The 25451-nt window shown below is 74.1% G+C and carries 25 protein-coding genes and 1 pseudogene; 23 read left to right on the top strand and 3 right to left on the bottom strand.

Annotated elements, in window-relative coordinates:
- The first annotated feature begins 151 nt into the window (after positions 1-151).
- The 6 genes from FZC61_RS06920 to FZC61_RS06945 all read left to right on the top strand — a co-directional run bounded on the left by FZC61_RS06920 (position 152) and on the right by FZC61_RS06945 (position 7854).
- Positions 152-2497 carry a beta-glucosidase family protein gene (locus FZC61_RS06920; RefSeq protein ID WP_170286012.1) on the top strand — a complete coding sequence of 782 codons (2346 nt, stop codon included), beginning with the start codon at positions 152-154 and terminating at the stop codon, positions 2495-2497.
- Positions 2494-3153 (top strand): acyltransferase, encoded by a 660-nt coding sequence (locus FZC61_RS23915; protein WP_281289800.1) that lies wholly within the window; start codon positions 2494-2496, stop codon positions 3151-3153. The genes FZC61_RS06920 and FZC61_RS23915 overlap by 4 nt, the downstream gene beginning before the upstream one ends.
- Before the next feature lie 65 nt (positions 3154-3218).
- Positions 3219-5483, top strand: a complete 2265-nt coding sequence (locus tag FZC61_RS06930) for an acetyl-CoA acetyltransferase (protein ID WP_148613440.1) — start codon at positions 3219-3221, stop codon at positions 5481-5483.
- 110 nt (positions 5484-5593) lie between these two features.
- A complete protein-coding gene (locus tag FZC61_RS06935) occupies positions 5594-5974 on the top strand; it encodes an STAS domain-containing protein (protein WP_148613441.1) in 381 nt (126 codons plus the stop codon).
- Between the two features lie 34 nt (positions 5975-6008).
- Complete coding sequence (locus FZC61_RS06940) at positions 6009-7109, top strand: FUSC family protein (protein ID WP_148613442.1); 1101 nt, start codon at positions 6009-6011, stop codon at positions 7107-7109.
- 217 nt (positions 7110-7326) lie between these two features.
- Positions 7327-7854, top strand: a complete 528-nt coding sequence (locus FZC61_RS06945; protein ID WP_148613443.1) for a DUF1097 domain-containing protein — start codon at positions 7327-7329, stop codon at positions 7852-7854.
- 46 nt (positions 7855-7900) lie between these two features.
- Here the strand turns inward: FZC61_RS06945 and heR are convergent, their stop codons facing one another.
- Both heR and idi read right to left on the bottom strand, forming a co-directional pair.
- On the bottom strand, positions 7901-8692 hold the full coding sequence (heR, locus tag FZC61_RS06950) for a heliorhodopsin HeR (protein WP_148613444.1): 792 nt from the start codon (positions 8690-8692) through the stop codon (positions 7901-7903).
- A complete protein-coding gene (gene idi, locus FZC61_RS06955; RefSeq protein ID WP_148613445.1) occupies positions 8689-9249 on the bottom strand; it encodes an isopentenyl-diphosphate Delta-isomerase in 561 nt (186 codons plus the stop codon). The genes heR and idi overlap by 4 nt, the downstream gene beginning before the upstream one ends.
- Positions 9250-9296: 47 nt before the next feature.
- Here idi and FZC61_RS06960 point away from each other — a divergent pair, with 47 nt between their 5' ends.
- The 16 genes and pseudogenes from FZC61_RS06960 (at position 9297) to FZC61_RS07030 (ending at position 23938) form a co-directional block, all read left to right on the top strand.
- Positions 9297-10154 (top strand): UbiA family prenyltransferase, encoded by an 858-nt coding sequence (locus tag FZC61_RS06960; protein ID WP_246142577.1) that lies wholly within the window; start codon positions 9297-9299, stop codon positions 10152-10154.
- The gene (locus FZC61_RS06965) at positions 10151-11293 is read left to right on the top strand and encodes an NAD(P)/FAD-dependent oxidoreductase (protein WP_148613446.1); all 1143 of its coding nucleotides are present in this window, start codon (positions 10151-10153) and stop codon (positions 11291-11293) included. Before FZC61_RS06960 ends, FZC61_RS06965 begins: the two co-directional genes overlap by 4 nt.
- Positions 11294-11318: 25 nt before the next feature.
- A pseudogene (locus FZC61_RS23920) lies at positions 11319-11915 on the top strand (type III polyketide synthase); the annotation flags it as partial.
- A gap of 51 nt (positions 11916-11966) precedes the next feature.
- Positions 11967-12392 carry a 3-oxoacyl-[acyl-carrier-protein] synthase III C-terminal domain-containing protein gene (locus tag FZC61_RS23925; RefSeq protein WP_281289806.1) on the top strand — a complete coding sequence of 142 codons (426 nt, stop codon included), beginning with the start codon at positions 11967-11969 and terminating at the stop codon, positions 12390-12392.
- Positions 12393-12394: 2 nt separating this feature from the next.
- The gene (locus FZC61_RS06975; protein WP_148613448.1) at positions 12395-12922 is read left to right on the top strand and encodes an isoprenylcysteine carboxyl methyltransferase family protein; all 528 of its coding nucleotides are present in this window, start codon (positions 12395-12397) and stop codon (positions 12920-12922) included.
- 136 nt (positions 12923-13058) lie between these two features.
- The gene (locus FZC61_RS06980) at positions 13059-14096 is read left to right on the top strand and encodes an NAD(P)/FAD-dependent oxidoreductase (protein WP_148613449.1); all 1038 of its coding nucleotides are present in this window, start codon (positions 13059-13061) and stop codon (positions 14094-14096) included.
- Positions 14096-14845 carry a ZIP family metal transporter gene (locus FZC61_RS06985; RefSeq protein WP_148613450.1) on the top strand — a complete coding sequence of 250 codons (750 nt, stop codon included), beginning with the start codon at positions 14096-14098 and terminating at the stop codon, positions 14843-14845. Before FZC61_RS06980 ends, FZC61_RS06985 begins: the two co-directional genes overlap by 1 nt.
- Positions 14846-15075: 230 nt before the next feature.
- On the top strand, positions 15076-15726 hold the full coding sequence (locus tag FZC61_RS06990; RefSeq protein ID WP_148613451.1) for an HAD family hydrolase: 651 nt from the start codon (positions 15076-15078) through the stop codon (positions 15724-15726).
- Positions 15723-16937, top strand: a complete 1215-nt coding sequence (locus FZC61_RS06995) for a sedoheptulose 7-phosphate cyclase (RefSeq protein ID WP_148613452.1) — start codon at positions 15723-15725, stop codon at positions 16935-16937. The genes FZC61_RS06990 and FZC61_RS06995 overlap by 4 nt, the downstream gene beginning before the upstream one ends.
- A 20-nt stretch (positions 16938-16957) precedes the next feature.
- Positions 16958-17719 (top strand): O-methyltransferase, encoded by a 762-nt coding sequence (locus FZC61_RS07000; protein ID WP_148613889.1) that lies wholly within the window; start codon positions 16958-16960, stop codon positions 17717-17719.
- Positions 17716-19032, top strand: a complete 1317-nt coding sequence (locus FZC61_RS07005) for an ATP-grasp domain-containing protein (RefSeq protein ID WP_148613453.1) — start codon at positions 17716-17718, stop codon at positions 19030-19032. Before FZC61_RS07000 ends, FZC61_RS07005 begins: the two co-directional genes overlap by 4 nt.
- Positions 19033-19034: 2 nt before the next feature.
- Positions 19035-20063, top strand: a complete 1029-nt coding sequence (locus tag FZC61_RS07010; protein ID WP_148613454.1) for a D-alanine--D-alanine ligase family protein — start codon at positions 19035-19037, stop codon at positions 20061-20063.
- Entirely contained in the window at positions 20060-20860 is an 801-nt protein-coding gene (locus FZC61_RS07015) for a TauD/TfdA dioxygenase family protein (RefSeq protein ID WP_211357146.1), read from the top strand. The genes FZC61_RS07010 and FZC61_RS07015 overlap by 4 nt, the downstream gene beginning before the upstream one ends.
- Positions 20857-21894, top strand: coding sequence for a glycosyltransferase family protein (locus FZC61_RS07020; RefSeq protein ID WP_148613455.1), 1038 nt, complete (start codon positions 20857-20859; stop codon positions 21892-21894). Before FZC61_RS07015 ends, FZC61_RS07020 begins: the two co-directional genes overlap by 4 nt.
- On the top strand, positions 21891-23108 hold the full coding sequence (locus tag FZC61_RS07025) for a glycosyltransferase (protein ID WP_170286013.1): 1218 nt from the start codon (positions 21891-21893) through the stop codon (positions 23106-23108). Before FZC61_RS07020 ends, FZC61_RS07025 begins: the two co-directional genes overlap by 4 nt.
- Positions 23084-23938 (top strand): WcbI family polysaccharide biosynthesis putative acetyltransferase, encoded by an 855-nt coding sequence (locus FZC61_RS07030; RefSeq protein WP_148613457.1) that lies wholly within the window; start codon positions 23084-23086, stop codon positions 23936-23938. The genes FZC61_RS07025 and FZC61_RS07030 overlap by 25 nt, the downstream gene beginning before the upstream one ends.
- Before the next feature lie 47 nt (positions 23939-23985).
- On the opposite strand, the gene FZC61_RS07035 is transcribed toward FZC61_RS07030, so the two are convergent.
- Positions 23986-24708 carry a hypothetical protein gene (locus tag FZC61_RS07035; protein ID WP_148613458.1) on the bottom strand — a complete coding sequence of 241 codons (723 nt, stop codon included), beginning with the start codon at positions 24706-24708 and terminating at the stop codon, positions 23986-23988.
- Positions 24709-24925: 217 nt separating this feature from the next.
- Between FZC61_RS07035 and FZC61_RS07040 the strand changes: the two genes are divergently transcribed.
- The gene (locus FZC61_RS07040) at positions 24926-25426 is read left to right on the top strand and encodes a hypothetical protein (RefSeq protein WP_148613459.1); all 501 of its coding nucleotides are present in this window, start codon (positions 24926-24928) and stop codon (positions 25424-25426) included.
- The last annotated feature ends 25 nt before the right edge of the window (positions 25427-25451 follow it).

A 25451-nucleotide genomic window follows, 5' to 3' on the forward strand; every position in this document is an offset into this window, starting at 1 on the left:
CCGATATGCCAGTCCAACTACGCGTTCACTGGACAACACCCGACTCTCGGCATGTGCGGGCGGATCCGCCCCGGGGCGGACCAGCCCACCGTCGCCGGTCGGCGTAACCGTCGTCACACCCGAGCGTTGTCCCGGCATGGTGCGTCTACGCGTGACGGTCGGTCTCCTCGCAGCGGTGCTGGCGGCCGGCCTGGGAGTCGACCCGGGGCAGTCGGCCGCACAACCGACGGTGGCACGCGCCACGACCCAGCCCTGCCCGACGCAGCAGAGCCACCCGTGGTGCGACCGGTCGCTCGGCCCGGACCGGCGGGCCGTGCTCTTCCAGCAGGCGATGACGCTCGAGGAGGAGATCCGGCTGCTGGGCGGGCAGGGGATGGGCGCGGCGCCGCACACGGGCGGCACCTACGCGGTCCCGCGGCTGGGGCTGCGGGAGGTCTACCTGACCGACGGGCCGGTCGGCGTACGGCAGGGGCGGGCGACGCTGATGCCGATCCCGATGGCGCTGGCGGCGACGTTCAGCCCCCGCCACGCGCGTCGGTACGGCGCCGTGGTGGGTGACGAGGCCAAGCACAAGGGCAACGACGTGGTCTACGCGCCGACCGTCAACCTCATGCGCACCCCGCAGAACGGCCGGACCTTCGAGGGCTACGGCGAGGACACGTTCCTCGTCGCACGCACCGGTGTCGAGTGGATCCGCGGCGCGCAGGCGCAGGGCGTGATCGCCAACGTCAAGCACTACGCCGCCAACAACCAGGAGGGCTTCGGCGGCGTGCCCCCGCTCACCTCGGTCGAGGGCGGGCGGATGCTCGTCGACGTCAACATCGGCTACCGGCCGCTCTACGAGACCTACCTCCCGCAGTTCGAGGCCGCGGTCAAGCAGGGCCACGTCGGCACGATCATGTGCTCGTACAACCGCATCAACGGCTCCTACGCCTGCCAGAACTCCCTGACCCTGCAGAAGATCCTGCGCACGAAGTGGGGTTTCCGCGGCTTCACGATCGCCGACTACGGCGCGTCGAAGACGACGGTCAACGACCTCAACCGCGGCCTCGACTTCGTGCCGTTCCAGGGCGTCGCCGACCAGTCCTACAGCCCCGAGCTCATCAGCGCCGCGGTCGCGTCCGGCCTGGTCACGCGGGCCACGATCGACGACCACGTCCGCAAGATCCTGCGCACCTTCTTCCTGCACGGCGTCTTCGACCGCCCGGCGTACGCCGACGACCCGAGCCGCATCGACAAGCCCACCCACCGCCGCGTGGCCCGCGACGTCGAGGCCCGCGCGATCACCCTGCTCAAGAACGACGGCGTCCTGCCGCTGCGCAAGGACGTCAGGAGCATCGCGGTCATCGGGCCGTACGCCGACCGCGTGCCGGTCGGCGGCGGGTCGGGCTCGGTGCGTGCCGAGCGCACGGTCACCGTGCTCGACGCGCTGCGCCGCCGCGCGGGCCGCGGGGTCACGGTGACCTACGCCGACGGCAGCGACCCGGCCGCCGCCGCCCGGCTCGCGCGCGCCGCCGACGTCGCGGTCGTGGTGACCGGCGACGTGCAGACCGAGGGGCAGGACAAGGGATGCCTGTCGTTGAGCTGCCCCACGACCGACGTGGTCAACAGCAACGGCGTGCTGTTCCTGCAGGGCTCGTCGTGCCTGCAGCAGACCTGCCCGCTCAACGGCACCGACCAGGACGGGCTGGTCGCCACCGTCGCCGCCGCCAACCGCCGCACGGTCGTCGTGCTCGAGACCGGCGGGCCGGTGCTCACGCCGTTCCGTGGGCGGGTCGCCGCCCTCGTCGAGGCCTGGTACCCCGGCCAGGAGGGCGGCACCGCCATCGCCCGGATGCTCTACGGCGACACCGACCCCGGCGGCCGGCTGCCCGCGACGTTCCCCGCGAGCGCGGGCCAGGTGCCGACCGCGGGCGACCGCCGGCTCTACCCCGGCGTCGCCGAGGAGGTCTTCTACGACGAGGGCATCCGCGTCGGCTACAAGTGGTACGACGCCCGCGGCCACCGGCCGGCGTACCCCTTCGGCCACGGCCTGTCCTACACGTCGTTCCGCTACGGGCCGCTGACGATCCGGCGCGCGCCCGGCCACAACCGGGTGGCCGTCGCGACGATGACGGTGACCAACACCGGCCGCCGTGCCGGGGTCGCGGTGCCGCAGCTCTACGTCTCCAAGCCGCGCACGGCCAGGGTCGACCAGGTACGCCGCCAGCTCGTCGGCTACGCCTCGGTCGACGTGCCGCGGGGGCGGACGGTGCGCGTGTCCTTCCCGCTCGACGAGCGCAGCTTCGCCAGCTGGGTCGGCGACCGCGCGGGCTTCCGCGTCGTACGCGGCTGCTACCGGTTCGCTGCCGGGTCGTCGTCGCGGTCGCTGCCGTCGTCGGCGACCGTGGGCCGTGGCCGGTCCTGCGGTGCCGGGTCGCTGCGCCTCTCGGGCCGCACCGGCGACGTACGACTTCCGCTGCCGGGCGTCGCGATCACCACTACCCTTCCGAGGTGACCGCCCGACGCCTGCTCAACCGCGCCGTCCACACCGCCTGGGAGTGGACGCAGCGCGTCGGCGACATCACCCCCGGCACGCGGGCCGGCGACCGGTTCGGCACCCTCGGCGAGGGCGTCGCGATCGGCTTCCCGACCGCCAGCGTGATGAACCCCGCCTCGATCCACGTCGGCCGCGACACCCTCGTCGGTCGCCACGTCACCCTGTCGGTCGGCTACGGGCCCGGCGACCCCGGCGCCCCCGCGCGCGGGCTGGTCGTCGGCGAGCGGTGCGTCATCGGCGCCCGCTGCAGCCTCACCGCCCACGAGTCGATCGAGCTCGGCGACGACGTGTGGCTCGGCCAGGACGTCTTCGTCTGCGACGCCAGCCACGGATACCAGCAGCCCGACGTGCCGATCGGCCGCCAGTTCGGGGCCCACGCCCCGGTGCGCATCGGTGCCGGCTCCTGGATCGGCCACGGCGCGATCATCCTTCCCGGCGCGACCATCGGCCGCAACGTCGTCGTGGCCGCCGGCTCCGTCGTACGCGGCACGGTCGCCGACCACGCCGTCGTCGGGGGCTCCCCGGCCCGGGTGCTGCGGGGCTACGAGCCGGGGCTGGGCTGGGTGTCGTCGTCCGGCGACCTGCGGCCCGAGGTCCGCATCTCCCTGACCTGACCCCCCGTCGACCGACGTGTGGTGGCGTCGTACGGCGATCGGCGCGGGCCTCTAGGCTCCCTCGCGTGACTGACGTGGACCCGAGGACGCCCGTGCTGGTGGGCGCCGGGCAGAGCTCCGAGCGCATCGACGACCCCGGCTACGAGGGGTTGTCCCCGGTCGAGCTGGCGGCGAGGGCGGCGCGCGCGGCGCTGGAGGACACCGGCATCGACGCAGCGACGCTCGCGCAGGCGGTCGACGTGGTGGCGGCGACCCGGCAGTTCGAGGTGTCGACACCGCTCAGCGCGGTGCCGTTCGGACGCTCGACCAACGTGCCCCGCTCGATCGCGCAGCGCGTCGGGGCCGACCCGGCGCGCGCGGTCCTCGAGATCGGGGGCGGGCAGTCGCCGCAGAAGCTCGTGACCGAGATGGCGCGTGAGATCGCTGCGGGTCGGGCCGACGTGGTGCTCCTGGCCGGTGGCGAGGCGATGTCGACCGCGCGCCACCTGGCCGGGCTCGAGGGGGCCGAGCGGCCCGACTGGTCCGAGGACCCGGGCGGGTCGCTCGAGGACCGCGGCTACGGCCTGCGCGGCATGGTCAGCCGGCGTGCGCTCGCCCACGGGCTGCACGAGGTCGCCGGCATCTACGCGCTGGCCGAGAACGCGCGCCGGGCCAAGCACGGCCAGTCGCGCGAGACGTACGCCGCATCGATGGGCGAGCTGTTCGCGCCCTTCACCCAGGTCGCGGCGGCCAACCCGCACGCGGTCGCACCCGTCGAGATCACCGGCGCCGAGCTGATGGAGGTCGACGAGCGCAACCGGGTGATCGCCGCGCCGTACACCCGGCTCGTGGTCTCGCGCGACCTGGTCAACCAGGGCGCCGCGCTCGTGCTCACCTCGGTCGACACCGCAAGGCGGCTGGGCATCGACGAGTCGCGGTGGGTCTTCCTGCACGGGCGCTGCGACCTGCGCGAGCAGGACTTCTTCGACCGCCCCGACCTGGCCTCGGCGCCCACCCAGCCGGTCGCGGTGCACTCCGCGCTCGCGATGGCCGGCATGTCGCTCGACGACGTCGACTTCTTCGACCTCTACTCCTGCTTCCCGGTCGCCGTCTCCCAGCTGCTCGACGGCCTGGGCCTCGAGCCCGACGACCCGCGCGGCTTCACGTTGACCGGCGGGCTGCCGTTCTTCGGCGGGCCGGGCAACAACTACTCGATGCACGCGATCGCCGAGGTCGTGGAGCGCACCCGCGCCGAGCCGGGCTCGATCGGCGTCGTCAGCGCCAACGGCGGCACCCTGTCCAAGGTCTCGGTCGGCGTCTACTCCGCCGACCCGGCGCCGTGGCGCGAGGGCGACGACGCGGTGCTCCAGGCCGCGATCGACCAGCGCCGTCCGGTCCCGCTCGACGACCAGCCGGCCGACGGGTGGGGCACGATCGAGTCGTGGACCGTGCGCCACGGCCGCTCGGGCCGCACCGCGGTCGTCGTCGCCCGCACCGCCGAGGGCCACCGCTTCGTGGCCGCCAACGTGCCCGGCGACGACGAGGTCGCCGACTGGCTCGAGGGTGACCGCGAGCCCGTCGGGCAGCGGCTCTTCGTGCGCGCGACCGGACCGGCCAACCGGGTGGCCCTGAGCCGCGAGCGCATGGACGAGCTGGTCCCGCGGCCGCCGGTCGGGTGGCGCGACGCCTACGACCACGTCGTCGTACGCCGTGACACGGGCAGCCCCGTCGTCGAGGTCGACGTGCCGGGGGTCCTCGCCGCCGACGGGCACCACGAGCTCTCCGGCGTGCTCGACGCCTTCGAGGCCGACGCCGCCGCGCGGGTGCTCGTGCTGCTGCTGCCCGAAGGCCTCACCGGCCAGCCCGAGCACCTGCCCCGCACCGGCTGGGCGGGCCTGACCGCCCGCAGGCTGACCAAGCCGGTCGTGGCCGCGGTCGCCGGTGACGCACGCGGCGGTGGGTTCGAAGCGCTGCTCGCCTGCCCGTTCGTGGTGCTCGAGGAGCCGGTCGGGCTCGCGCTCGACCAGGTCGCCGGCGGCCGGCTCGCCGAGAACGGTGGGCTCGTGCGCCTGCCCCGCCTCGTCGGCCCGCGCGCCGCCACCGAGCTCGCCGTCACCGGACGCCGCGTCGACGCCGCCGAGGCCCTCGCCCTCGGGCTGGTCAACCGCGTCGCGCCCGCCGGCGCCGCGGCGCAGGCCGCCCGCGAGTGGGCCGACGAGCTCGCGGCGCTGCCGGCCCACGCGGTGCGCAGCACGCTCGTCGTGCTCGACCAGGCCGCCGGCGAGCCCGACCTGCTCGCCGCCGTACGCCGCCCGCGCCAGGAGTACGACGACGCGCTGGTCGCCGAGTAGGCGCAGCCTGTATCACCTGCACGGGTGCTGCGCAAGCCTCCCTGACGGGTAAGACTGGTCCTCCAACATCGTGGCGTCCGCTCGGAGTGCGACACCGTCAGGAGGGGGACATGGGTCCTGCAGCCTTCTCGGTCGTGACCGAGCGCGAGCTCGACTGCGTGACGGCGACCGTCACCGGCGAGGTCGACCTGCTCAGCGTCGGGGCGTTGCGGCGCACGCTGGCCGAGGTGCTCATCGACGGCTGCCGGATGCTGGTCGTCGACCTCGCCGGCGTGACCTTCCTCGACTCGACGGGGCTCGGTGCGCTGGTCGCCACCTGGCGCCGAGCGCGCGTGCTGCGGGTCGAGATGGTCATCTGGCGGCCCTCGCACCCGGTGTCGACGGTGCTCGGCCTCACCGCGCTCGACCGTGTCCTCGCGATCGACGTGCGCGACGAGCACCCCGACGCCGCCGAGCGACTCGCCCGGCTGACCACGCAGAGTGAGGCCTGACCGCGCCACCGGTCCGGGGTGGCACGATCGCCCCATGGAGCTGGCGTCGTTCGAGCGCGGACGGCAGCGCGGACGCCGCAGCCTGGCCCAGCGGCTCGACCGCTTCCGCGACAAGCGGTGGCAGGTCGCGCAGTGCGCGGTCGCGGCCGGCGTCGCGTGGTTCGTCGCCCACGACCTCTTGGGACACCAGGTGCCGGTCTTCGCGCCGATCGCGGCCGTCGTGGCGCTCGGGACGTCGTACGCCCAGCGCCTGCGGCGCGTCGTCGAGGTCACCTCGGGCGTGGCGATCGGGGTGTTCCTGGGCGACCTGCTGGTGATCTGGGTCGGCTCCGGCGCCTGGCAGATCGCGCTCATCGTGGGCCTGGCCATGACCGCAGCGGTGCTCCTCGACGCCGGCACCCTCTTCGTCAACCAGGCGGCGGTGCAGTCGCTGTTCGTCGCGGCGCTGGTGCCCGGCACCGGTGACTCGCTGCTGCGCTGGACCGACGCCGTCGTCGGCGGCCTCGTGGCCCTGGTCGCCGCGACCGTCGTGCCGTCGGCGCCGTTGCGCCGTCCGCGCGAGCAGGCCGCCGCCGTGCTCGGCAAGGTCGCCGAGCTGCTGCGCGCCGCGGCCGAGGTCATGGTCGACGGCGACGCCGAGCGCGGCCTCGACCTGCTCGTCGACGCCCGCGCGACCGACCACCTCGTGCGCCGCCTGCAGTCGGCCGCCGACGAGGGCATGGCGGTCGTCGCGTCCTCGCCGTTCCGCATCCGGCACCGCCCCGGCATCCGCCGGGTGGCCGACATCGTCGACCCGCTCGACCGGGCGCTGCGCTCGACGCGGGTGCTGGTGCGCCAGGTCGCGGTCAGTGCCTACCGGCGCCGCCCCGTCCCGCACGCGTACGCCGTCCTCGCTGGCGACCTCGCCGCCACCGTCGACCGGATGGTCGCCGACCTGCGCGACGACCGGATGCCCGACGACCAGCGCGACGGACTCGTCGCCATCGGGCGGGCCACCGGCGAGGTCGAGCGCGCCGACGAGATGACCGCCGAGGTCGTGCTCGCCCAGCTGCGCTCGGTCGTCGTCGACCTGCTGATGCTCACCGGTCTCGGGCAGCTCGAGGCCACCGACGCGCTCCCGGCGCCGCCGCGCTGACCCCCGATGCCCCCCGCTGACCCCCCGGCGCGTGCGACCGGGAGGTAAACGGCTGCGCGCCGTCGGGGTCTGAAGGGCCGGTTCTGTTTCGGGCGGGTTCTCAGCGGAAAACTTTCGTCCCCTCCCATTGTCGAGCCGTCCTGATGGCCCACAGGCTTTGAGCGCCGTAGGGACGCGTCAGCCAGACGCCCCCGGCCATGGGGAAGAAGGTCAGTCAATGAAGGTTCCAGTCGCGTCAGCGTTGGTGGTCGGACTCGTGGGAGTGGTGATCACCTACCTGTACGTCGGCCCGTTCGCCAGCCTCGGTCTGCTTGTCCCGGCCACGTTCCTCGGGGCGGCCAGCTACTTCGCCGCAGGTGGCACGACCGCCACCCTCGCCTCGTCGACCGCCACCAACGTGTGGGGCATCGTGTGCGGGACGGTCGCCCTGGTGATGCTCAGCCACACCACCAGCGACATCGTGGTCGCGCTCATCGTCGGCGGCATGACGGCCGTCTTCATCCTCGGTTCGCTCGTGGACGCGCTGGGGTTCGTCCCGGGCTCCGTGATCGGGTTCGCCACCACGGTCCTGTTCGGTCTGCTGACGGGCGCCTCGGGCACCGACTTCTCGCTGCCGACCGGCCCCTTCACCGTCATGCTGATCTCGTTCCTGGTCGGCAACGCCTACGGGTGGGCGGGCAGCCAGGTCGTGCCCCGCGTCGTCGCCGCGACGACCACGGGGGAGCCGGCTCCGGCGACGGCGTAGGCCGGGCCGTCGTGGCCGGTTGAGCCGGGCTGGGCCCGGCCCACGCTCAGCCGGCCAGCGACCCGCCGAAGATCTGCCAGGCCAGGGCTGACTTCGCGACCAGCGAGAGCACGAGGTAGACCTTCTCGCCGTAGGCGTAGCTCGCCCACCGGCCGATCCCGCGGTACTGGAGGTACTGGTTGGCGGCGAAGCTCATGAAGAAGACGAACAGCGAGATCGCGATGCCCCACACGAAGCCGGGCAGGTCGCCGTTGGCGTTGGCCCCGAAGAGGTTGACGAAGATGACCACCCACGGGGTCGCGCCGGCCAAGCACCCGAACCAGAACGGCATCATCGTGACGGTCGCGCGCCCCGGCGGGTTGACGCTCTCCTGCAGCCAGCCGAACAGGATCATCGCCACATTGGCCCCGGCGATCGCGAGGATCGCCGAGATGCCGGTGACGCCGTTGTAGAACCCGATCAGGATCACCATGATCGTCGCGCTGATCGAGTACTCGACCCACCGGAAGCGGTTGATGCCACGTCGCAGGTCGACCTCGTAACGGCCGCGCAGGACCGTGGCGGTGAGCAGGTGGTCGAGCGCGGCCAGGGCCAGGAACACCGCGATGGCCGGGCCGATCGCGACGTCGAACTGGTCGGTCGGGGCGGGCACGGTGCTGCCGGGCGGTCCGTCGGGGAACGACGAGGTGACGGTGATGCTGAAGTCGGTGGCCAGCACGAGCACGAGCACGGCCTGGACGCCGTGGAGCGCGGTGAGCCCGAGGTTCCAGCGGCGCAGGCGCGCCAGGCTCTGGTCGTCGACGCCGGTCGCGGTGCCGGTGGTGCTCACGGTGGTCACGGCGACTGCTCCGCGAGCAGCAGCCGCAGCGCGGGGGCCTGCTCGACCAGCCAGGGGCTCAGCGCCCACGGGGCCCGCTCGACGACGGCGAGCACGTCGGCGACGTCGACCCAGCGCAGCTCGGCCACCTCGTCGGGGTTGGGCAGCGGCTCGCCGGCGGCGACCGCGGTGAAGACGGGGCAGACCTCGTTCTCGACGATCCCGGCGGCGTCGACCGCGCGGTAGCGGAAGTCGGGCAGCAGGGGGCGCAGGTCGGTGACCTCGAGGCCGAGCTCGTGGCGCGCGTGGCGGCGTACGGCGTCCTCGAAGCTCTCGTCGGGGCGGGGGTGGCCGCAGAACGAGTTGGTCCACACCCCCGGCCAGGTGCGCTTGGACAGGGCCCGGCGGCTCACCAGGGTGCGGCCGGCGGCGTCACGCAGGTGGCACGAGAAGGCCAGGTGCAGCGGGGTCTCGGTGGAGTGGACGGTGGCACGGGGCGCGGTGCCGATCGGCTGACCGGCGTCGTCGAGGAGGACGACGACGTCGACGAGCTCGGCGGCGGGGGCAGGAGTGGTCATCGCACACCACGATAGGGGTGAGGACCACGAGCAGCACTCGTGCGAGGGTGACAGGCATACCTGCTCCACACGCGCCGGCTCCGCAGACGGTCCCCGCTGCGGCGGGGACCTTCGGCGCGCTCGCAGCCGCAGCCCACGGCGGCCCCTGCGTCGCCGTCACCACCCTGGCCGCGCTGATCGGCGTCGCGCTCGACCTCGACCCCGGTCGGCTCGTCGTGGTGACGGCGGCCGTGCTCGCCGGCCAGCTGACGATCGGGTGGGGCAACGACCTGCTCGACGCCCGTCGCGACGCCGAGGTCGGCCGCACCGACAAGCCGATCGCCACCGGTGCCCTGCCGCGCGGCCTGGTGCAGCGCTGCCTGGTCGTCGCGGCCCTCGCGTGCGTGGTGCTGTCGCTCGCGGCGGGCTGGCGCAGCGGGGTGGTGCACCTGGTGCTCCTGGTCGGCATGGGACACGCCTACAACCTCGGCCTCAAGGCCACGGCACTGTCGTGGCTGCCCTACGCCGTCGCGTTCGGGTCGCTGCCCGCCGTCGTGTCGCTCGCCGGCGACGGTCACCCGTTGCCGGCGTGGTGGCTGGTGGGCGCCGGGGCGGCCCTCGGGGTGGGGGCCCACCTGCTCAACACGCTGCCCGACCTCGCCGACGACGCGCGCACCGGTGTGCGCGGGCTCCCGCACCGGATGGGGGAGCGGGCCTCGCGGGTCGCGGCCGCCACGGTGCTGCTGACCGCCTCGGCCCTGGCGGCGCTGGGCCCGGCCTCCGTCGGGGCCCTGACGTGGACGGCGCTCGGTGTCGTCGCCGTGCTCGCGGTGCTGGCCGCCGTCGGCCGCGGCCGGTGGCCCTTCCGCGCCGCCATCGTGATCGCCCTGGTCGACGTCGCCCTGCTCGTGGCGGGCGCGCGATGAGCCCCGTCACCGCCCTGACCATCGTCGGCGCCGGACCGGCGGGGGCCTCCGCCGCGCTCGGGGCGCGGGCCGCCGACCCCTCGCTGGAGGTGACCCTGCTCGACCGCGCCGACTTCCCCCGCGACAAGTCCTGCGGCGACGGCGTCGCCCCGCACGTGCTCGACCTGCTCGAGGGCGTCGGCGTCACCGGGCTGCTCGACGACCGCGAGCCCGTCACGACCCTGAGCCTGACCCGGGGCGGCCGCGGGGTGGAGCGCCTGATGGCGCGCCCGGCGTACGTCGTGCCGCGCACCGTGCTCGACGCCCGTCTCGTGGAGGCTGCCCAGGCCGCCGGGGCGACGCTGGTCCGACACCGGGTGCGCGACCTGGCCGAGCTCGACGAGGCCGCGGTGGTGGTGGGTGCCGACGGCGCGCACTCCGTGCTGCGCAAGGCGCTCGGCCAACCGCAGGGCGCGACGGCCTTGGCGATCCGTGGCTACGCGCCCACGCCGGCCGGCCACGAGGGCACCCAGCGCATCGTCTTCGGCGGTGCCGACGGTGCCGACGGGCGGGGCGGCCCGCAGCCGACGTACGCCTGGTCCTTCGACCGCGGCGACGGCCTGGCCAACGTCGGCTACGGCGAGCTGCTGCGCGACGGCCACCGCGCCCCGACCAAGGCGCGGCTGCTGGCGCGGCTCGAGGAGCTGCTGCCCGGCAGCACCGCCGGCGGCACCGACTGGGTCGGGCACCACCTGCCGCTGTCGACCGCGCACTGGCACCCCGCCGACGGCCGCGTGCTGCTCGTCGGCGACGCCGCCGGCCTGGTCAACCCGATGACCGGCGAGGGCATCTTCTACGCCGTCGCGACCGGCCTGGCCGCCGGTCGCGCCGCCGCCGAGGCCATCGCGGCCGGTGACCCGGCCAGCGCCGGACGCCGCTACGCGCGCGCCACCCGGCCGATCCTGGCCCGGCACCTGCGCCACACCGCCCTGGCCTCACGGCTGTGCCGCTCGGGCCGCGTGCTCGACGCCGGCCTGCGCGCGTCGGCCCGCGACCAGCGGGTCTTCGACGACCTCGTCGAGCTGGGCCTGGCCCGCGGCCGGATCACGCCGTCGCTGGCGCGCGCCCTCGCCACGTCGTACCTGGCTCCGACACGATGACCACGACGACGACCATGAAGGAGAAGCCATGAGAGTCCTCAGCGTGCGGGGTGTCCTGCCCGAGCACCGCTACACGCAGGCCGAGATCACCGAGTCGTTCGCGACCACCATGATCCGGGGGGCGCTCGACCGCCGGGTCGTCGACCGCTTCCACCGCAACGCCTGCGTCGAGACCCGCCACACCGCGCTCCCGCTCGAGCGCTACGGCGCGCTGAAGGACTTCGGCGAGTCCAACGACGCCTTCATCGAGGCCGGGGTCGCGCTGGGGGCGCGCGCCGTCGTCGACGCCCTGAAGGCCGTCGACCTGGCGCCGTCCGACGTCGACCTCATCATCAGCGCCACCGTCACCGGGCTGGCCGTGCCGTCGCTCGAGGCGCGCGTCGCCGCCCTCATCGGGATGCGCCCCGACGTCAAGCGGGTGCCGCTGGTGGGGCTGGGGTGCGTGGCCGGGGCGGCCGGCATCGCCCGGCTGCACGACTACCTCGTCGGTCACCCCGACCAGATCGCGGTGCTGATGTCGGTCGAGCTGTGCTCGCTGACCCTGCAGCGCGACGACGTGTCGGTCGCCAACCTGGTCGCCAGCGGGCTCTTCGGCGACGGTGCCGCCGCGGTCGTCGCGGCCGGAGCCGACCGGGCCCGCGAGCTCGTCGGAGGCCACGGCGTGCAGCCCGAGGTGCTCGACAGCCGCAGCCGCCTCTACCCCGACTCCGAGCGCACCATGGGCTGGGACGTCGGCGCCGGCGGCCTCAAGATCGTCCTCGACTCCAGCGTCCCCGACGTGGTGCGCCACTACCTCGGAGACGACGTCGACCGCTTCCTCGCCGACCACGGCCTGACCCGCGCCGACATCGGCTTCTACGTCGCCCACCCCGGCGGCCCCAAGGTGCTCGAGGCCATGGCCGAGACCCTCGGTGTCGGCCGCGAGGCCCTGCAGGTCACCTGGGACTCCCTGGCCGCGATCGGCAACCTGTCGTCGGCGTCGGTGCTGCACGTCTTCGCCGACACCCTGCGCGACCACCCGCCCGAGCCCGGTTCCTACGGCCTGCTCCTGGCCATGGGCCCCGGCTTCTGCTCCGAGCTCGTCCTGCTGAGGGCGTGAGCATGAGCACCGAGGTCCTCTTCACCGTCGTGGTGCTCGCCGTCGGCTTCGAGCGGCTGGCCGAGCTGGTCGTCTCCAAGCGCAACGCCGCCTGGTCGTTCGAGCGTGGCGGCGTCGAGACCGGCCGCGAGCACTTCCCGTTCATGGTGGTGCTCCACACCGGCTTCCTCGTCGGCGCGCTGGTCGAGGTCTGGGTGCTGCGCCCCGACCCGCCGGCGTGGCTCGTCGCGACGCTGCTCGTGCTCGCCGCGGCCAGCCAGGCCCTGCGCTGGTGGTGCATCACGACCCTCGGGCCGCGCTGGAACACCCGCGTGATCATCGTGCCCGGCCTGGCCCCGGTCACCGGCGGCCCGTACCGGTACGTCGCCCACCCCAACTACGTCGCCGTCGTCGTCGAGGGGGTCGCGCTCCCGCTGATCGGTGGTGCGTGGATCACCGCGCTGGTCTTCACCGTCGTCAACGCCGGGCTGCTGCGGGTGCGGCTGCGCGTCGAGAACGAGGCGCTCGCGAGTCTGCCGGCCGCGGCATGATGAGTCCTGTGCGTCGCATGGGTGCCGGGTTTCACCGGCCGGCCGGTGAAACCCCGACCGGGACGCTGAAATCTTATCGGCCCGGTCACGCATTCACCGGCCGGCCGGTGAATCCTGGGGCCAGAGGGACGACCCCATGACCCCCACCGTCGACCTCCTCGTCGCTGGCGGCGGTCCCGCCGGCCTCGCCACGGCGCTGCACGCGGCCCGCGCCGGCCTGTCGGTGCGGGTGCTCGAGCCCCGTACGGCGGTCATCGACAAGGCCTGCGGCGAGGGGCTGATGCCGGGCGCCCTGGCCGCGCTGCACGACCTCGGGGTCGACCCCTCCGGCCACCCGATCTCGGGCATCGCCTACTGCGCGCCCGGCCGCCAGGCCACGGCAGCCTTCCGCGAGGGCCCCGGTCGGGGCGTGCGCCGCACCGTGCTCCACGCGACGCTGCGCGACGTGGTCGAGGCCGCCGGGGTCGAGGTCGTGCAGACGAAGGCCGAGGCCGTCGAGCAGGACGACGACGGCGTCACCGTCGACGGCGTCCGCGCCCGCTACCTCGTGGCCGCCGACGGGCTGCACTCCCCGCTGCGCCGCTCGCTCGGGCTCGACAGGCCCCACGGCGGCACCGCCCGCTACGGCCAGCGCCGTCACTACGCGCTCGCGCCGTGGACCGACCGGGTCGAGGTGCACTGGGCCCGCGACGCCGAGGCCTACGTGACCCCCGTGGCCGACGACCTCGTGGGGGTCGCCGTGCTGTCGACCACCCGCCGCTCCTACGACGACCACCTCGCCGCCTTCCCCGGGCTGCGCGCCCGGCTCGCGGACGCCGAGGCGGCCAGCGACGTGCGCGGCGCCGGACCGCTGCGCCAGTCGGCGCGACGTCGTACGGCGGGGCGGGTGCTGCTGGTCGGCGACGCCGCGGGCTACGTCGACGCCCTGACCGGCGAGGGGGTGGCGCTCGCGCTCGGGCAGTCGGCCGCCGCGGTCCGGGCCGTCGCCGCCGACCGCCCCGACGACTACGAGGCGGAGTGGCGACGGGTCACCCGGCGCTACCGCTGGCTCACCGCCGGGCTGGTCGTCGCGACCACGCCGCGACCGCTACGGTCGGTCATCGTGCCGGCTGCCCGCGTCCTTCCTCCCGTCTTCTCCCTCGCGGTCAACGCGCTGGCCCGACCGGTCGGCTGATGCCGCTCTGGGCGCAGGCCGGTCTCTGGGGACTGCTGTCCGGCGGCACCCTGGTGGTCGGCGCGGCGGTCGCGTGGTGGGTGCGGGTGCCGCGCCTGGTCATCGCCGGCGTGATGGCCTTCGGGGCCGGCGTGCTCATCTCGGCCCTGGCCTTCGACCTGGTCGACGAGGCCGAGACCACCGGCGGCCTCGGCCCGGCGGTCGGCGGCCTCGCGCTCGGGGCGACGACGTACGTCGCGGCCAACCTCGTGCTCAACGCCCGCGGGGCGCGCCACCGCAAGCGCTCCGGCGACCAGCAGCCCAGCGAGGACGAGCAGGCCGGCAGCGGCACCGCCATCGCCGTCGGGGCGCTGCTCGACGGCATCCCCGAGTCGACGGTGCTCGGCCTGTCGCTCACCGCCGGGCACGGCGTCGGGGTGGCGGTGCTCGCCGCGATCGTGATCTCCAACCTGCCCGAGGGCCTGTCGAGCTCGGCCGGCATGAAGCGCAAGGGCCGCAGCGCCGGCTTCGTCTTCGGCGTGTGGGGCGCCATCGCGGTGGCCAGCGGGATCGCCGCGCTGCTCGGCTACGCGCTGCTCGACGGCGCCCCGACCGACGTGGTCGCCGTGATCACCGCCGTCGCCGCCGGCGCCATCCTGGCGATGGTGGCCGACACGATGGTGCCCGAGGCGTTCGAGCGTACCCACGTCTTCAACGGCGCGATCTGCACCGCCGGCTTCATCGTGGCGTTCGCGATCAGCCGGTCCTGACCCGGGCCCCACCGAGTCCGGGCGAACGCCCGGGGTGAACGGCCTCGCCCGCACGGGTGAACATCGCGTCCCCTCCACCGAAGGGTGGTCCCCCTGCCGGTGGGGGCTGACAGCCTTCGAGGCCAAGCGTCGAGTGACCTCCGGCCACACCGCACGCGCAGCCAGGGCGAGTCCTCACGCCCGGCACCTCACTGCCAACGCAGCGCGACCACGCGCGGAACGGACTACCCATGCCCGCCATCCTCTTCGGATCGATCAGCACCCTGGCTGACACGTCCGAGATCCAGCGCGACGCGTTCAACCGCGCGTTCGCCGAGCACGGCCTCGACTGGACCTGGGACCAGGAGGAGTACGCCGGACTCCTCGGCTCCAACGGCGGTCGCGACCGCGTCGCGGCCTACGCCGCCGACCGCGGCGAGACCGTCGACGCCGACGCCGTGCACGCGACCAAGTCGCGGATCTACCAGGAGACGTTGCGCTCCACCGACGTCGCCCCGCGCGCGGGTGTCGTCGAGACCTTCCGCTCCGCCAAGGAGCAGGGCCTCAAGGTCGGCCTGGTCACCACCACCTCGGCCGACAACGTGGCCGCCCTGGGCGACGCCCTGGCCGGCAAGGTCGACTTCGCCGAGTTCGACGTCGTCGTCGACGAGTCGAAGGTCGGCGCCCGCAAGCCCGACGCCGAGGCCTACTCCTACGCCCTGGCGCAGATCGGCGCCCACGCCTCCGAGGCCGTCGCGATCGAGGACAACCTGGGCGGCGTCGAGTCGGCCAAGGCCGCCGGCGTGCCGGTGGTCGCGTTCCCCAACGGCAACACCGTGACCCACGACTTCGGCGACGTACGCCGCGTGGACGCGCTCGACCTCGCGGACCTGCGCCGATGAGCGCCGCGCCGACCGCGCGCCTGACCGCGACGGACAAGGCCTTCCACGTCGAGGCCTACGAGAAGATCGACTACACCCTGCAGTACGTCGACGGGGTCTTCGACGCCGCCAACGCCGAGCTCGCGGACGCGTTCCGCGAGCAGGGTCGCGTGCTGATGGTCATCGACGAGAACGTCCTGCGCCTGCACGGCGACCGCGCCGAGGCCTACTTCGCCGAGCACGGCATCGCCCTGACGACGGTGCCGGTGCGCATCGCCGAGACCGCCAAGTCGCTGCGCACGCTCGAGAAGATCGTCGACGCCTTCGCCGAGTTCGGTCTCAACCGCAAGGAGCGCGTGCTCATCGTCGGCGGCGGTCTGACCACCGACGTGGCCGGCTTCGCGTGCGCGACCTACAAGCGCAGCACCGACTACATCCGCATCCCCACCACGCTGATCGGCCTGATCGACGCCAGCGTGTCGATCAAGGTCGGCGCCAACCACGGCAAGCACAAGAACCGCCTGGGCGCCTACCACGCGTCCAAGCAGGTCTTCCTCGACTTCTCGCTGCTGCAGACGCTGCCGGTCGACCAGATCCGCAACGGCATCGCCGAGATCATCAAGATCGCCGTGGTCTCCAACCTCGGCATCTTCGAGGGCCTCGAGAAGTACGCCGAGGACCTGCTGCACACGTCGTTCGGCTACGCCGAGGGTGCCGAGCACCTGCGCGAGGAGGCCGACCGGATCACCTACGACGCGATCCGCACGATGCTCGAGCTCGAGGTGCCCAACCTGCACGAGCTCGACCTCGACCGGGTCATCGCCTACGGCCACACCTGGAGCCCGACGCTCGAGCTGACGCCCGACCCGCCGCTGTTCCACGGCCACGCGATCAGCGTCGACATGGCGTTCTCGGCGACCCTGGCCGAGCAGCAGGGTCACATCACGACCGCCGACCGCGACCGGATCCTCGGCCTGTTCAGCGCGGTGGGCCTGGCGATCGACAGCCCGTTCTTCACCCCCGAGCTGCTCGAGAAGGCCACGCCGTCGATCATGCAGACGCGCGACGGCAAGCTGCGCGCCGCCGTACCGAAGCCGATCGGCACCTGCCACTTCCTCAGCGACCTCACCGTCGCCGACCTCGTGCGGGTGCTGGGCGAGCACAAGAAGATCTGTGCCGGCTACCCGCGCGGTGGCGAGGGCGTGGAGCAGTACACGGCGCGCGAGTCGTGACCGTCGCGGCAGCACGTCCGGTGACCCCGGTCGGGATCGCCGCGGCGCTCCTCACCTCCGTCGAGTCCCGGCTCGACGGAGCGGACCCGGACGTGCTCGCCGACCTCGCCCGCGCCCGCACCCTGCTCCACGGCCTCGACGACTACGTGGCCCGGTGCACCTCGCCGGCCTCACCCGCCCTGGTGGCGCTCGAGGACCGCACCCGCGCCGAGCCGTGGGAGGGCCACCTGGAGCAGGAGATGCTCTCCGGCCACGTCGAGGGCGCGTTCCTGCGGATGCTGGTGGCGATCACGGGAGCCCGGCGGGTGCTCGAGATCGGCATGTTCACCGGCTACTCGGCGCTCGCGATGGCCGAGGCCATGCCCGCCGACGCCCACCTGGTCGCCTGCGAGCTCGACGACCGCGCGGCGGCGATCGCCCGTGAGGGCTTCGCGGCCTCGCCGGCCGGCGGCCTGATCGACGTCCGGGTGGGCCCGGCCGCCGACTCGCTGCGCCAGCTCGGCGCCGACGGGGAGTGGTTCGACCTGGTCTTCATCGACGCCGACAAGGCCGGGTACGCCGACTACCTCGACCTGCTGCTCGACCTCGACCTCCTCGCCCCGGGCGCGGTCGTGTGCGTCGACAACACCCTGCTGCAGGGCGAGCCCTGGGCGTCGCTGTCGCCGACCACCAACGGCGCCGCGATCGCCGCCTTCAACGCCCGCGTCGCCGCCGACGACCGGCTGGAGCAGGTGCTGCTGCCGCTGCGCGACGGCGTGACGCTCATCCGGCGCGTCTCGTGACCCTCGTCGCGACCACCGCCGCGCGTGCGAGGTCGCTCGCCGCGATCGCGTTGCTCGAGGCGACGCTGCCGATCAACCTGGCGCTGGTGGGCGCGGCGGTGCTGCGGCGTGGTTCGCGACCGGCCGTGCCGGGCGGCGAGCGTCGTACGGTGCTCGTCAGCGGCGGCAAGATGACCAAGGCGCTCGTGCTGGCGCGGTTGTTCCATGCCGCGGGGCACCGGGTCGTGCTGGTCGAGACCGCGCGCTACCGGCTGACCGGCCACCGGTTCAGCAACGCCGTCGACGCCTTCCACGTGGTGCCCGACCTCACCTCCCCCGACTATGCCGACGCCTTGCTCCGCATCGTCAAGGAGGAGGGCGTCGACGTGTGGGTGCCGGTGTCGAGCCCGGCGTCGAGCCTGCCCGAGGCGCAGGCCGCCGAGCTGCTCGACGGCCACTGCGAGGTCGTGCACCTCGACACCGACGCGCTGCGCCGCGTCGACGACAAGCACGCCTTCGCCGAGATGGCGGCCGCGGTCGGCCTGCCGGTGCCGGCGACGCACCGGATCACCGATCCCCGGCAGGTGCTCGACTTCGACTTCGCCGCCCACCCCGGGCCGTGGGTGCTCAAGAGCATCCCCTACGACCCGGTGCGCCGTCTCGACCTCACGCCGCTGCCGCGCCCGACCCCGGCCGAGACGGCCGCGTTCGTGCGCGACCTGCCGATCTCGCCCGAGCAGCCGTGGATCCTGCAGGAGCTGCTGGCCGGCACCGAGTGGTGCACCCACGGCACCGCTCGCGACGGCCGGCTCCTGGTCTGGGCGTGCTGCCGGTCCTCGGCCTGGCAGCTGACCTACGAGCAGGTCGAGCACCCCGTGATCCGCGACTGGGTGGAGCGGTTCGTGGCGGCGTACGGCCTGACCGGGCAGGTGTCCTTCGACTTCATGGAGGCGTCCGACGGCACCGTGCGGGCCATCGAGTGCAACCCGCGCACCCACTCCGCGATCACCCTGCTGGCCGGGCGTCCCGAGGTCGCCGCGGCCTACCTCGACGACGACGCCGACCCGGTCGAGCCGCCGCTGGGCGGGCGCCCGACCTACTGGCTGCACCACGAGCTGTGGCAGGCCCTGCGCCACCCCTCGACCGCGCCGGGGCGGCTGCGCACCATCGCGCGCGGCACCGAGGCGGTCCTCGACGGCCACGACCCGCTGCCCTTCCTGGCCCTGCACCACCTGCACCTGCCGTCGCTGCTGCTGGCCAACCTGCGCGCCGGGCGCCCGTGGCTCAAGGTCGACGTCAACATCGGCAAGCTCGTCGAGCCGGCGGGGGACTGAGCATGCGCTACCTCCACCTGACCGGCTCGGCCGTCGACCCGCTGCTCGACGACGTCTCCCGGCTCTACTCCCGTGGCTGCCTCGACGCCGTGGCCGCGCGCGGGGGCGGCGACGAGCACGTCGTCGCCCACGTCTCGCCGGGCGGTGCGTGGCGCTTCCCCGCTGCGCTCGACGACGAGGCGCTCGCCGCTGCTCCCGCCCTGTCGTTGGCCGAGGCGATCGCCCACCTCGACGGGCTCGACGTCGACGTCGCGCTGCCGCAGATGTTCTGTCGGCCCGGCATGACGACGTACCGCTCGCTGCTCGACCTGCTCGAGATCCCCTACGTCGGCAACCGCCCCGACGTGATGGCCGTCGGCGCCGACAAGCCGCGCGCCTCGGCCGTCGTGGGTGCGGCCGGGGTCGCTGTCCCGGCCTCGCAGGTGGTGCGGCCCGGCGACCCGCTGCGCCTCGAGCTGCCGGTGGTGGTCAAGCCCGCCGACGCCGACAACTCCCTGGGCCTCACGCTGGTCCGCGAGGCCGCGGCCTTCGACGAGGCCGTACGGCTGGCCTGCGAGCACAGCGACCGCGCACTGGTGGAGACCTTCGTCGAGCTGGGCCGCGAGGTGCGCTGCGGGGTCGTGGAGACCCCAGAGGGGCTGGTCTGCCTGCCGCTGGAGGAGTATGCCGTCGACGCCACCACCAAGCCGGTGCGCGACCACGCCGACAAGCTCGCCCGTGACGAGAGCGGTGATCTCGGTCTGGTCGCCAAGGACGCCGCGCACGCCTGGGTCGTCGACCCGGCCGACCCCGTGACCGGCCCTGTGCAGCAGGCCGCGCTGCTCGCCTACGCGGCGCTCGGCTGCCGCCACCACGGGCTCTTCGACTTCCGCGTCGACCCTGGTGGGCAGCCTTACTTCCTGGAGGCCTCGCTCTACTGCTCGTTCGCCCCGACGTCCGTGGTCGTGGTGATGGCCGAGGCGGCGGGCATCAAGCTCCTCGACCTGTTGGACCTGTCCGTGCGCCAAGCGATCCCCGAGGTGGCCCGATGACCGACGTGAAGACCGACGTGAAGACCGACGTGCTCGACCCGATCGGCGTCCGGGTGACCGGCGTCCAGGTCGCCGACGACCCGACCGCCCTGGTGCCGGTGCTGCGCGGGCTGCTCGCCGAGCACGGCGTCGCGGTGCTGCCGGGCCAGGTGCTCGACGACCACGCGTTCCTGGCCTTCCTGCGTGGCTTCGGCGACCTGGCCTTCACCGCGGGCGAGACCCCGCTCGACGGGTTCCCCGACCTCAACGTGATCAGCAACGTCGGGCGGTGGGGCACCGACGCGCCGCCCAAGAGCTCCTTCCACGTCGACACCAGCTATGTCTCCACGCCCCCGGCCTACACCGCGCTGCGGGCGGTGACGGTGCCCGCGCAGGGCGGCGCCACCCAGTTCACCAACCAGTACGCCGCCGCCGCGACGCTCCCCGACGACCTGCGCCGCCGGGTCGAGGGCCGCGCGATCACCCACGTCGTCACCGGGGTCGACGCCGACGCCGGCGGCGAGACCGAGGCCGCGCACCCGATCCTGCGACCCCACCCCGTCACCGGTCGCGAGTCGCTCTACCTCACCACCCCGGCGCGCTGCGCGTCGGTGAGCGGCCTCGACCAGGCCGAGTCCGACGCGCTGGTGGCCGAGCTGTTCGCCCACTCGACCCGCCCCGACAACACCTACGACCACGCCTGGGCGCCCGAGGACCTCGTGATCTGGGACAACGCCTGCGTCCTGCACCGCGCCGACCACGCCGGTGTCGTGGGCGACCGGGTGATGCACCGCGGCATGGTGGCGTCGTACGGATGAGCCAGGCCGCCGAACGGCTCCGCGACCCCGCAGCCGTCCCCACCCCCACCCTCGCCCGCACCGACCGCGCCGTCCCGCTCCACCTCGTGCTGGGCGACTCCTCGCACGGTGTCGCCCGCTATGCCGGCGAGGTCGCCTCCGCGTGCGGGGCCGGCGTCGTGCGCGACCTCGTGACCGCTGCCGCCCACGACGGGCCGGTTCACCTGCATCTCACCGACCGACTCCTCGGGCCCACCCCCGACGACGCGGCTCGCGCGGTCGAGCGGCTGGCCGGTGCCGTCGCGCTCACCGTGACGCTGCACGACGTGCCACAGCCGACCGACGGGCCGGTGTTCGAGGCCCGCGCGGCGGCGTACGGCCGGATCGTGCGCGCGGTGCGGGCCTGGGCGACCAGCTCCCACCACGAGCACGACCTGGTCACGCGGTGGTGCGCCCCCGAGGCCCGCGGCGCGGTGGTGCCGCTGCCGGTGGACCGCTCGCCGCAGGCGGGCCTGGTGCCCCTCGACCTCGAGCCGGTGCTCGGCGTCTTCGGCTTCGTCTACCCCGGCAAGGGCCACCGCGAGGTCGTGCGGGCCGCCGCCCGGCTGTGCCGCGACGGCACCCCGGCGCGCGTGCGGGTCATCGGGCGCGCGGCCGACGGCCACGCCGACGAGGTCGCCGACCTCTGCCGCATCGCCTCGGCCCTGGGGGTCTCGATCGAGGTGACCGGGCACCTGCCCGACGACGAGGTCGCAGCGGCCCTGCGGTCGGTGGCGGTGCCGGTGGTGGCCCACCGCAACGTCTCGGCCTCGGGCAGCCTCAATTCCTGGCTCGCCGCCGGGCGCCGCCCGCTCGTGCGTGACGGCGCCTACGCCCGCGAGATGGCGGCGCTACGCGCGGGGACGCTGACGCTGTTTCGTGACGACACGCTGGCCGAACGGGTCGCCGACGCCCTGCGCCGCCCCGAGACCACCTGGACCCGGCCGGGGCTCGACCTGGCCCCGCACCTGCCCGACGTCGCGCTGGCCTACCAGGAGTGGTGGCGCACCACGTGAGGCCGCCCCCGTTCGGCGGCACGGTCACCGGCAACCGGTGGGACCTCGCGGGTCCGGCCGTGCCGGGGCTGCGCGTGTCGGTGGTCGTCAGCCACTTCGAGCAGCCACAGGAGCTGGCGCGCACCCTGGCGGCGCTCGGGGCCCAGACGAGACCGCCGGACGAGGTGGTGGTGACCGACGACGGCTCGGCCGTCGCGCCCACGGTGCCGGACGGCGTACGGCTGGTGCGGCAGGACGACCGCGGCTTCCGGGTCGCGGCCGCCCGCAACCGGGGGGTCGAGGCCACCACCGGCGAGCTGCTGGTGCTGCTCGACGCCGACACGACCCCCGAGCCCGGCTGCGTCGAGGCGCTGGCCGACCTGCCGTCGCGGCTGCCCGAGTGCCTGGTCGTCGGCCGCCGCCGCCACGCGTCGTACGCCGCCGACGGGTCGCGCACCGAGCTGCCCGAGCCGGCCTGGCTGACCGAGGCCTACGCCGCCTCGAGCGAGCTGCTCGACGCCGACGAGACGAGCCACCGCTTCGTGATCGGCGCGATCGTCGGGTGCAGCCGCTGGTGGTGGGACGAGCTGGGTGGCTGCGACGAGTCGTTCACGGCCTACGGCGGCGAGGACTGGGACCTCGCCGCACGCTCCTGGCGCCACGGCGGGCTGGTCGCCCACCGGCGCGACGCGGTGGCGTGGCACGACGGCCCCGACGCCGGGGCCCGCTCGCGGTCCGACGCAGCGCTGCTCGGCGAGACCGTGGCGATCGCCGACCACGTCGCCGTGCCCGGCACCGGGTGGCGCGGCCTGGTGCGCGGACCGGCCGACCTCGTGGTGTCGTGCGCGCCGGTGATGACGCCGACCGAGCTGCTGGTCACCGTCGACGGCCTGTGGGCGGCGGTGCCGACCGCGCGGGTGGTGCTGTCGGCCGAGCACCGTGCCCTCGTGGGCGACGACCCGCGGCTCGTGCCCGGGGTGCCGGACGAGGCGCGCCTGCACCTCGACCTGCGGCACGGGGCGCTGGGGGACTGGCGGGCGGCCGTCGGGAGCCTCGACGGTCACGCCCACCGTGACCTCGGGGTCGGCACCCTGACCGACCTGCGGCTCGCACGGCGCGCCGAGCGGTGGGGGCGCCTCGAGCTGGCGCCCGTGCACCCGGTCGCCGACGAGCACCTGACGCCGTGGGCTCCGCGGCACACGCTCGAGGCGTGGCTGGGCGGCTGGGCGCGGTGACGCTGACCCTCGTGGTGCTGGGCAACTGCCAGGCTGAGTCGCTGCGGCTGCTGCTCGACGCCGACGACGTCGTCTCCCAGCGGCTGCCCCCGGTCTTCGAGCTGACCGCCGCCGACGTCGCGCCGCTGCAGGAGCTGCTGGCGCGCACCGACCTGTTCGTCGCCCAACCTGTCGGCGACGACTACCGCGGGCTGCCCGTCGGCACCCGTCAGCTGGTCGCGCACCTGCCGCCCGGGGCGCGTACCGCGCTCGTCCCGCCGGTCCGCTACGCCGGCCTGCACCCCTACCACCTGCTGGTGCACCCACCCGGGCTCGAGAAGCCTGACCCGCCCGTCGCGCCGTACCACGACGTCCGCACGATCCTCGCCGCCGCCGGTCTGCCGCCCCTGCCGCCGTTGACGGTCTCGGCCGTCCGGGCGGTCGCCGAGGCCTCGGTCGCCGAGCTCGCCCGCCGCGAGGCCGTCCACGACACCGTCCGGGTCAGCGACCTGCTCGCCGCTCCCGTCGCCGACTCGATGCGCACCATCAACCACCCCGGCAACACCGTCCTCGAGCCGCTGGCCGCGCGCGTGCGGTCGGCGCTCGGCCTGCCCCCGCGCCCGCCCGGCGTACGACGACCGCTGCTGACGTCGATCCACGCACCGCTGCTGCCCGAGGTGGTCGCGGCGCACGCGCTGTCGGCATCACCGACGTCGGTCTGGACGGTCGACGGGGAGCCGGTCACCACCGATGCGGTGACGGCGGCCCACCGGCAGTGGTACGCCGCGCGCCCCGAGATGCTGGCGGCCGCGCTCGAGCGGGCCGCGCCGCTCGTCGACCTGCTGCGATGACGAACCGCCCCGGCCGAGACGGCCGGGGCGGTGTGTCGGTAGGTCGGCTACTTCGCGGTCGCGAAGGAGCTGACGCAGTCGCCCTGGTTCTTGAAGACCGGCTTGGTGCTGGTGGCCCAGCCGCCGTTCTTGCACTGGTCCTTGCTCGTGAGCACGACGGGCTGGGTGAAGGTGTAGGTGTCGCCGGCGAAGTTGATCGCGTTGATGACGCCGTCGCCCTTGACGCCCGAGCCCAGCGAGAAGCCGAAGGCGTGGACGACCGTGGTCGGGAACGCAGCGCGCCACTGGTCGAGCGTGCCGTGGTTGTCGCTGCCGGACCCGCCGGTGTGCGACGGGGCGCCGTCCTTGACGAACTGCTGCGAGCCGTTGCTCAGCCACCAGTCGTTGCCGTAGGCAGCGGGCTCGCCGACGAGGATGCCGTCGTCGGTGCCGTCCGCGTTGAAGTCGACGACGAGCTGGAAACCGGGCAGACCGCCCGCGGTGTTGGTGTAGTCGAGGCTCGGCTCCCCGACGCCCTTGAGCGCGACGTCGGTGGCGACGTACTCGGCGACCTTGTCGGTGCCGGTGGCGCCCTCGGTGTAGACGTGGAGCCCGCCGGTGCTGGTCACCTCGTAGTGGCCCGTCGCGCGGGTGTCCGAGAGACCCTTGACGAAGCCGTCCGGGACCGAGATCGTCCTGGCCGCGGCGTTGGCCACGCCGGACAGGGCCATCACCGAGACGGCGATCCCTGCCAGAGTCGTGCCGAGCCGGCCGTAGGTGCGTGCGTGCATGTTGTTCCCCCCCAATTGTGGCTCCTGGTGCCGGCCGAGCCCGGCGCCCGAGGATGAACGGTTCACCCTAGGGAGCCGTAGTCCTTGCTGATGGCCGATCATGCATCACGCATGGCCCGTTCGGGCCATCACCGACCCCTCGATCTCGGTCAGGGTTCGACTGGGGTCTTTGGTCCCGACGGCACCGACCCCGGACTCTGCGACGTACGGTCAGCGCGTGAAGCGCGTCCTCCTCGCCGTCCTGACCACCCTCCTTGCTGCGAGCGCCGCGACCCCGGCCCCCGCCTCGGCCGAGACCCTCCGCGGACGCGACCGCTCCCACGACGTGCGCCACTCGAGCAGGGGGGAGCGGGCGCACCTGGTCGACCGTGCGGACGGCGACATCCTGCGCTACCGGTTCACCTACACCGACCGTCGGTTCTCGGCCGTCGTCCGCTTCCGCGACCTGCGTCGCGACGTGCCCTCGCGCTACCTGTCGGTCAACCTGCGCTACGAGTCCGACGTCCAGCTCGAGTACCTCGAGGCCGAGGTGGAGGTCAGTCCCACCGACCTCCAGGGCCGCGCGCACGTCAACGGGGACGCGTGCCCTGCCGCGACGTCCGCCACCGGATCGACTACCGCCGCAACACCTTCCGGATCAGCTTCCCCGCCCGGTGCCTGCAGTCCACTCGCGTCGTCGACGCCAGCGTCGTCGGTGCGGTCTCGGACGCTCCAGTGAATGAGGCGTCCTACTTCTACGTCGA

Origin of the sequence: Nocardioides rubriscoriae, from assembly GCF_008087085.1 — a bacterium.
Taxonomy (GTDB): Bacteria; Actinomycetota; Actinomycetes; order Propionibacteriales; family Nocardioidaceae; genus Nocardioides; species Nocardioides rubriscoriae.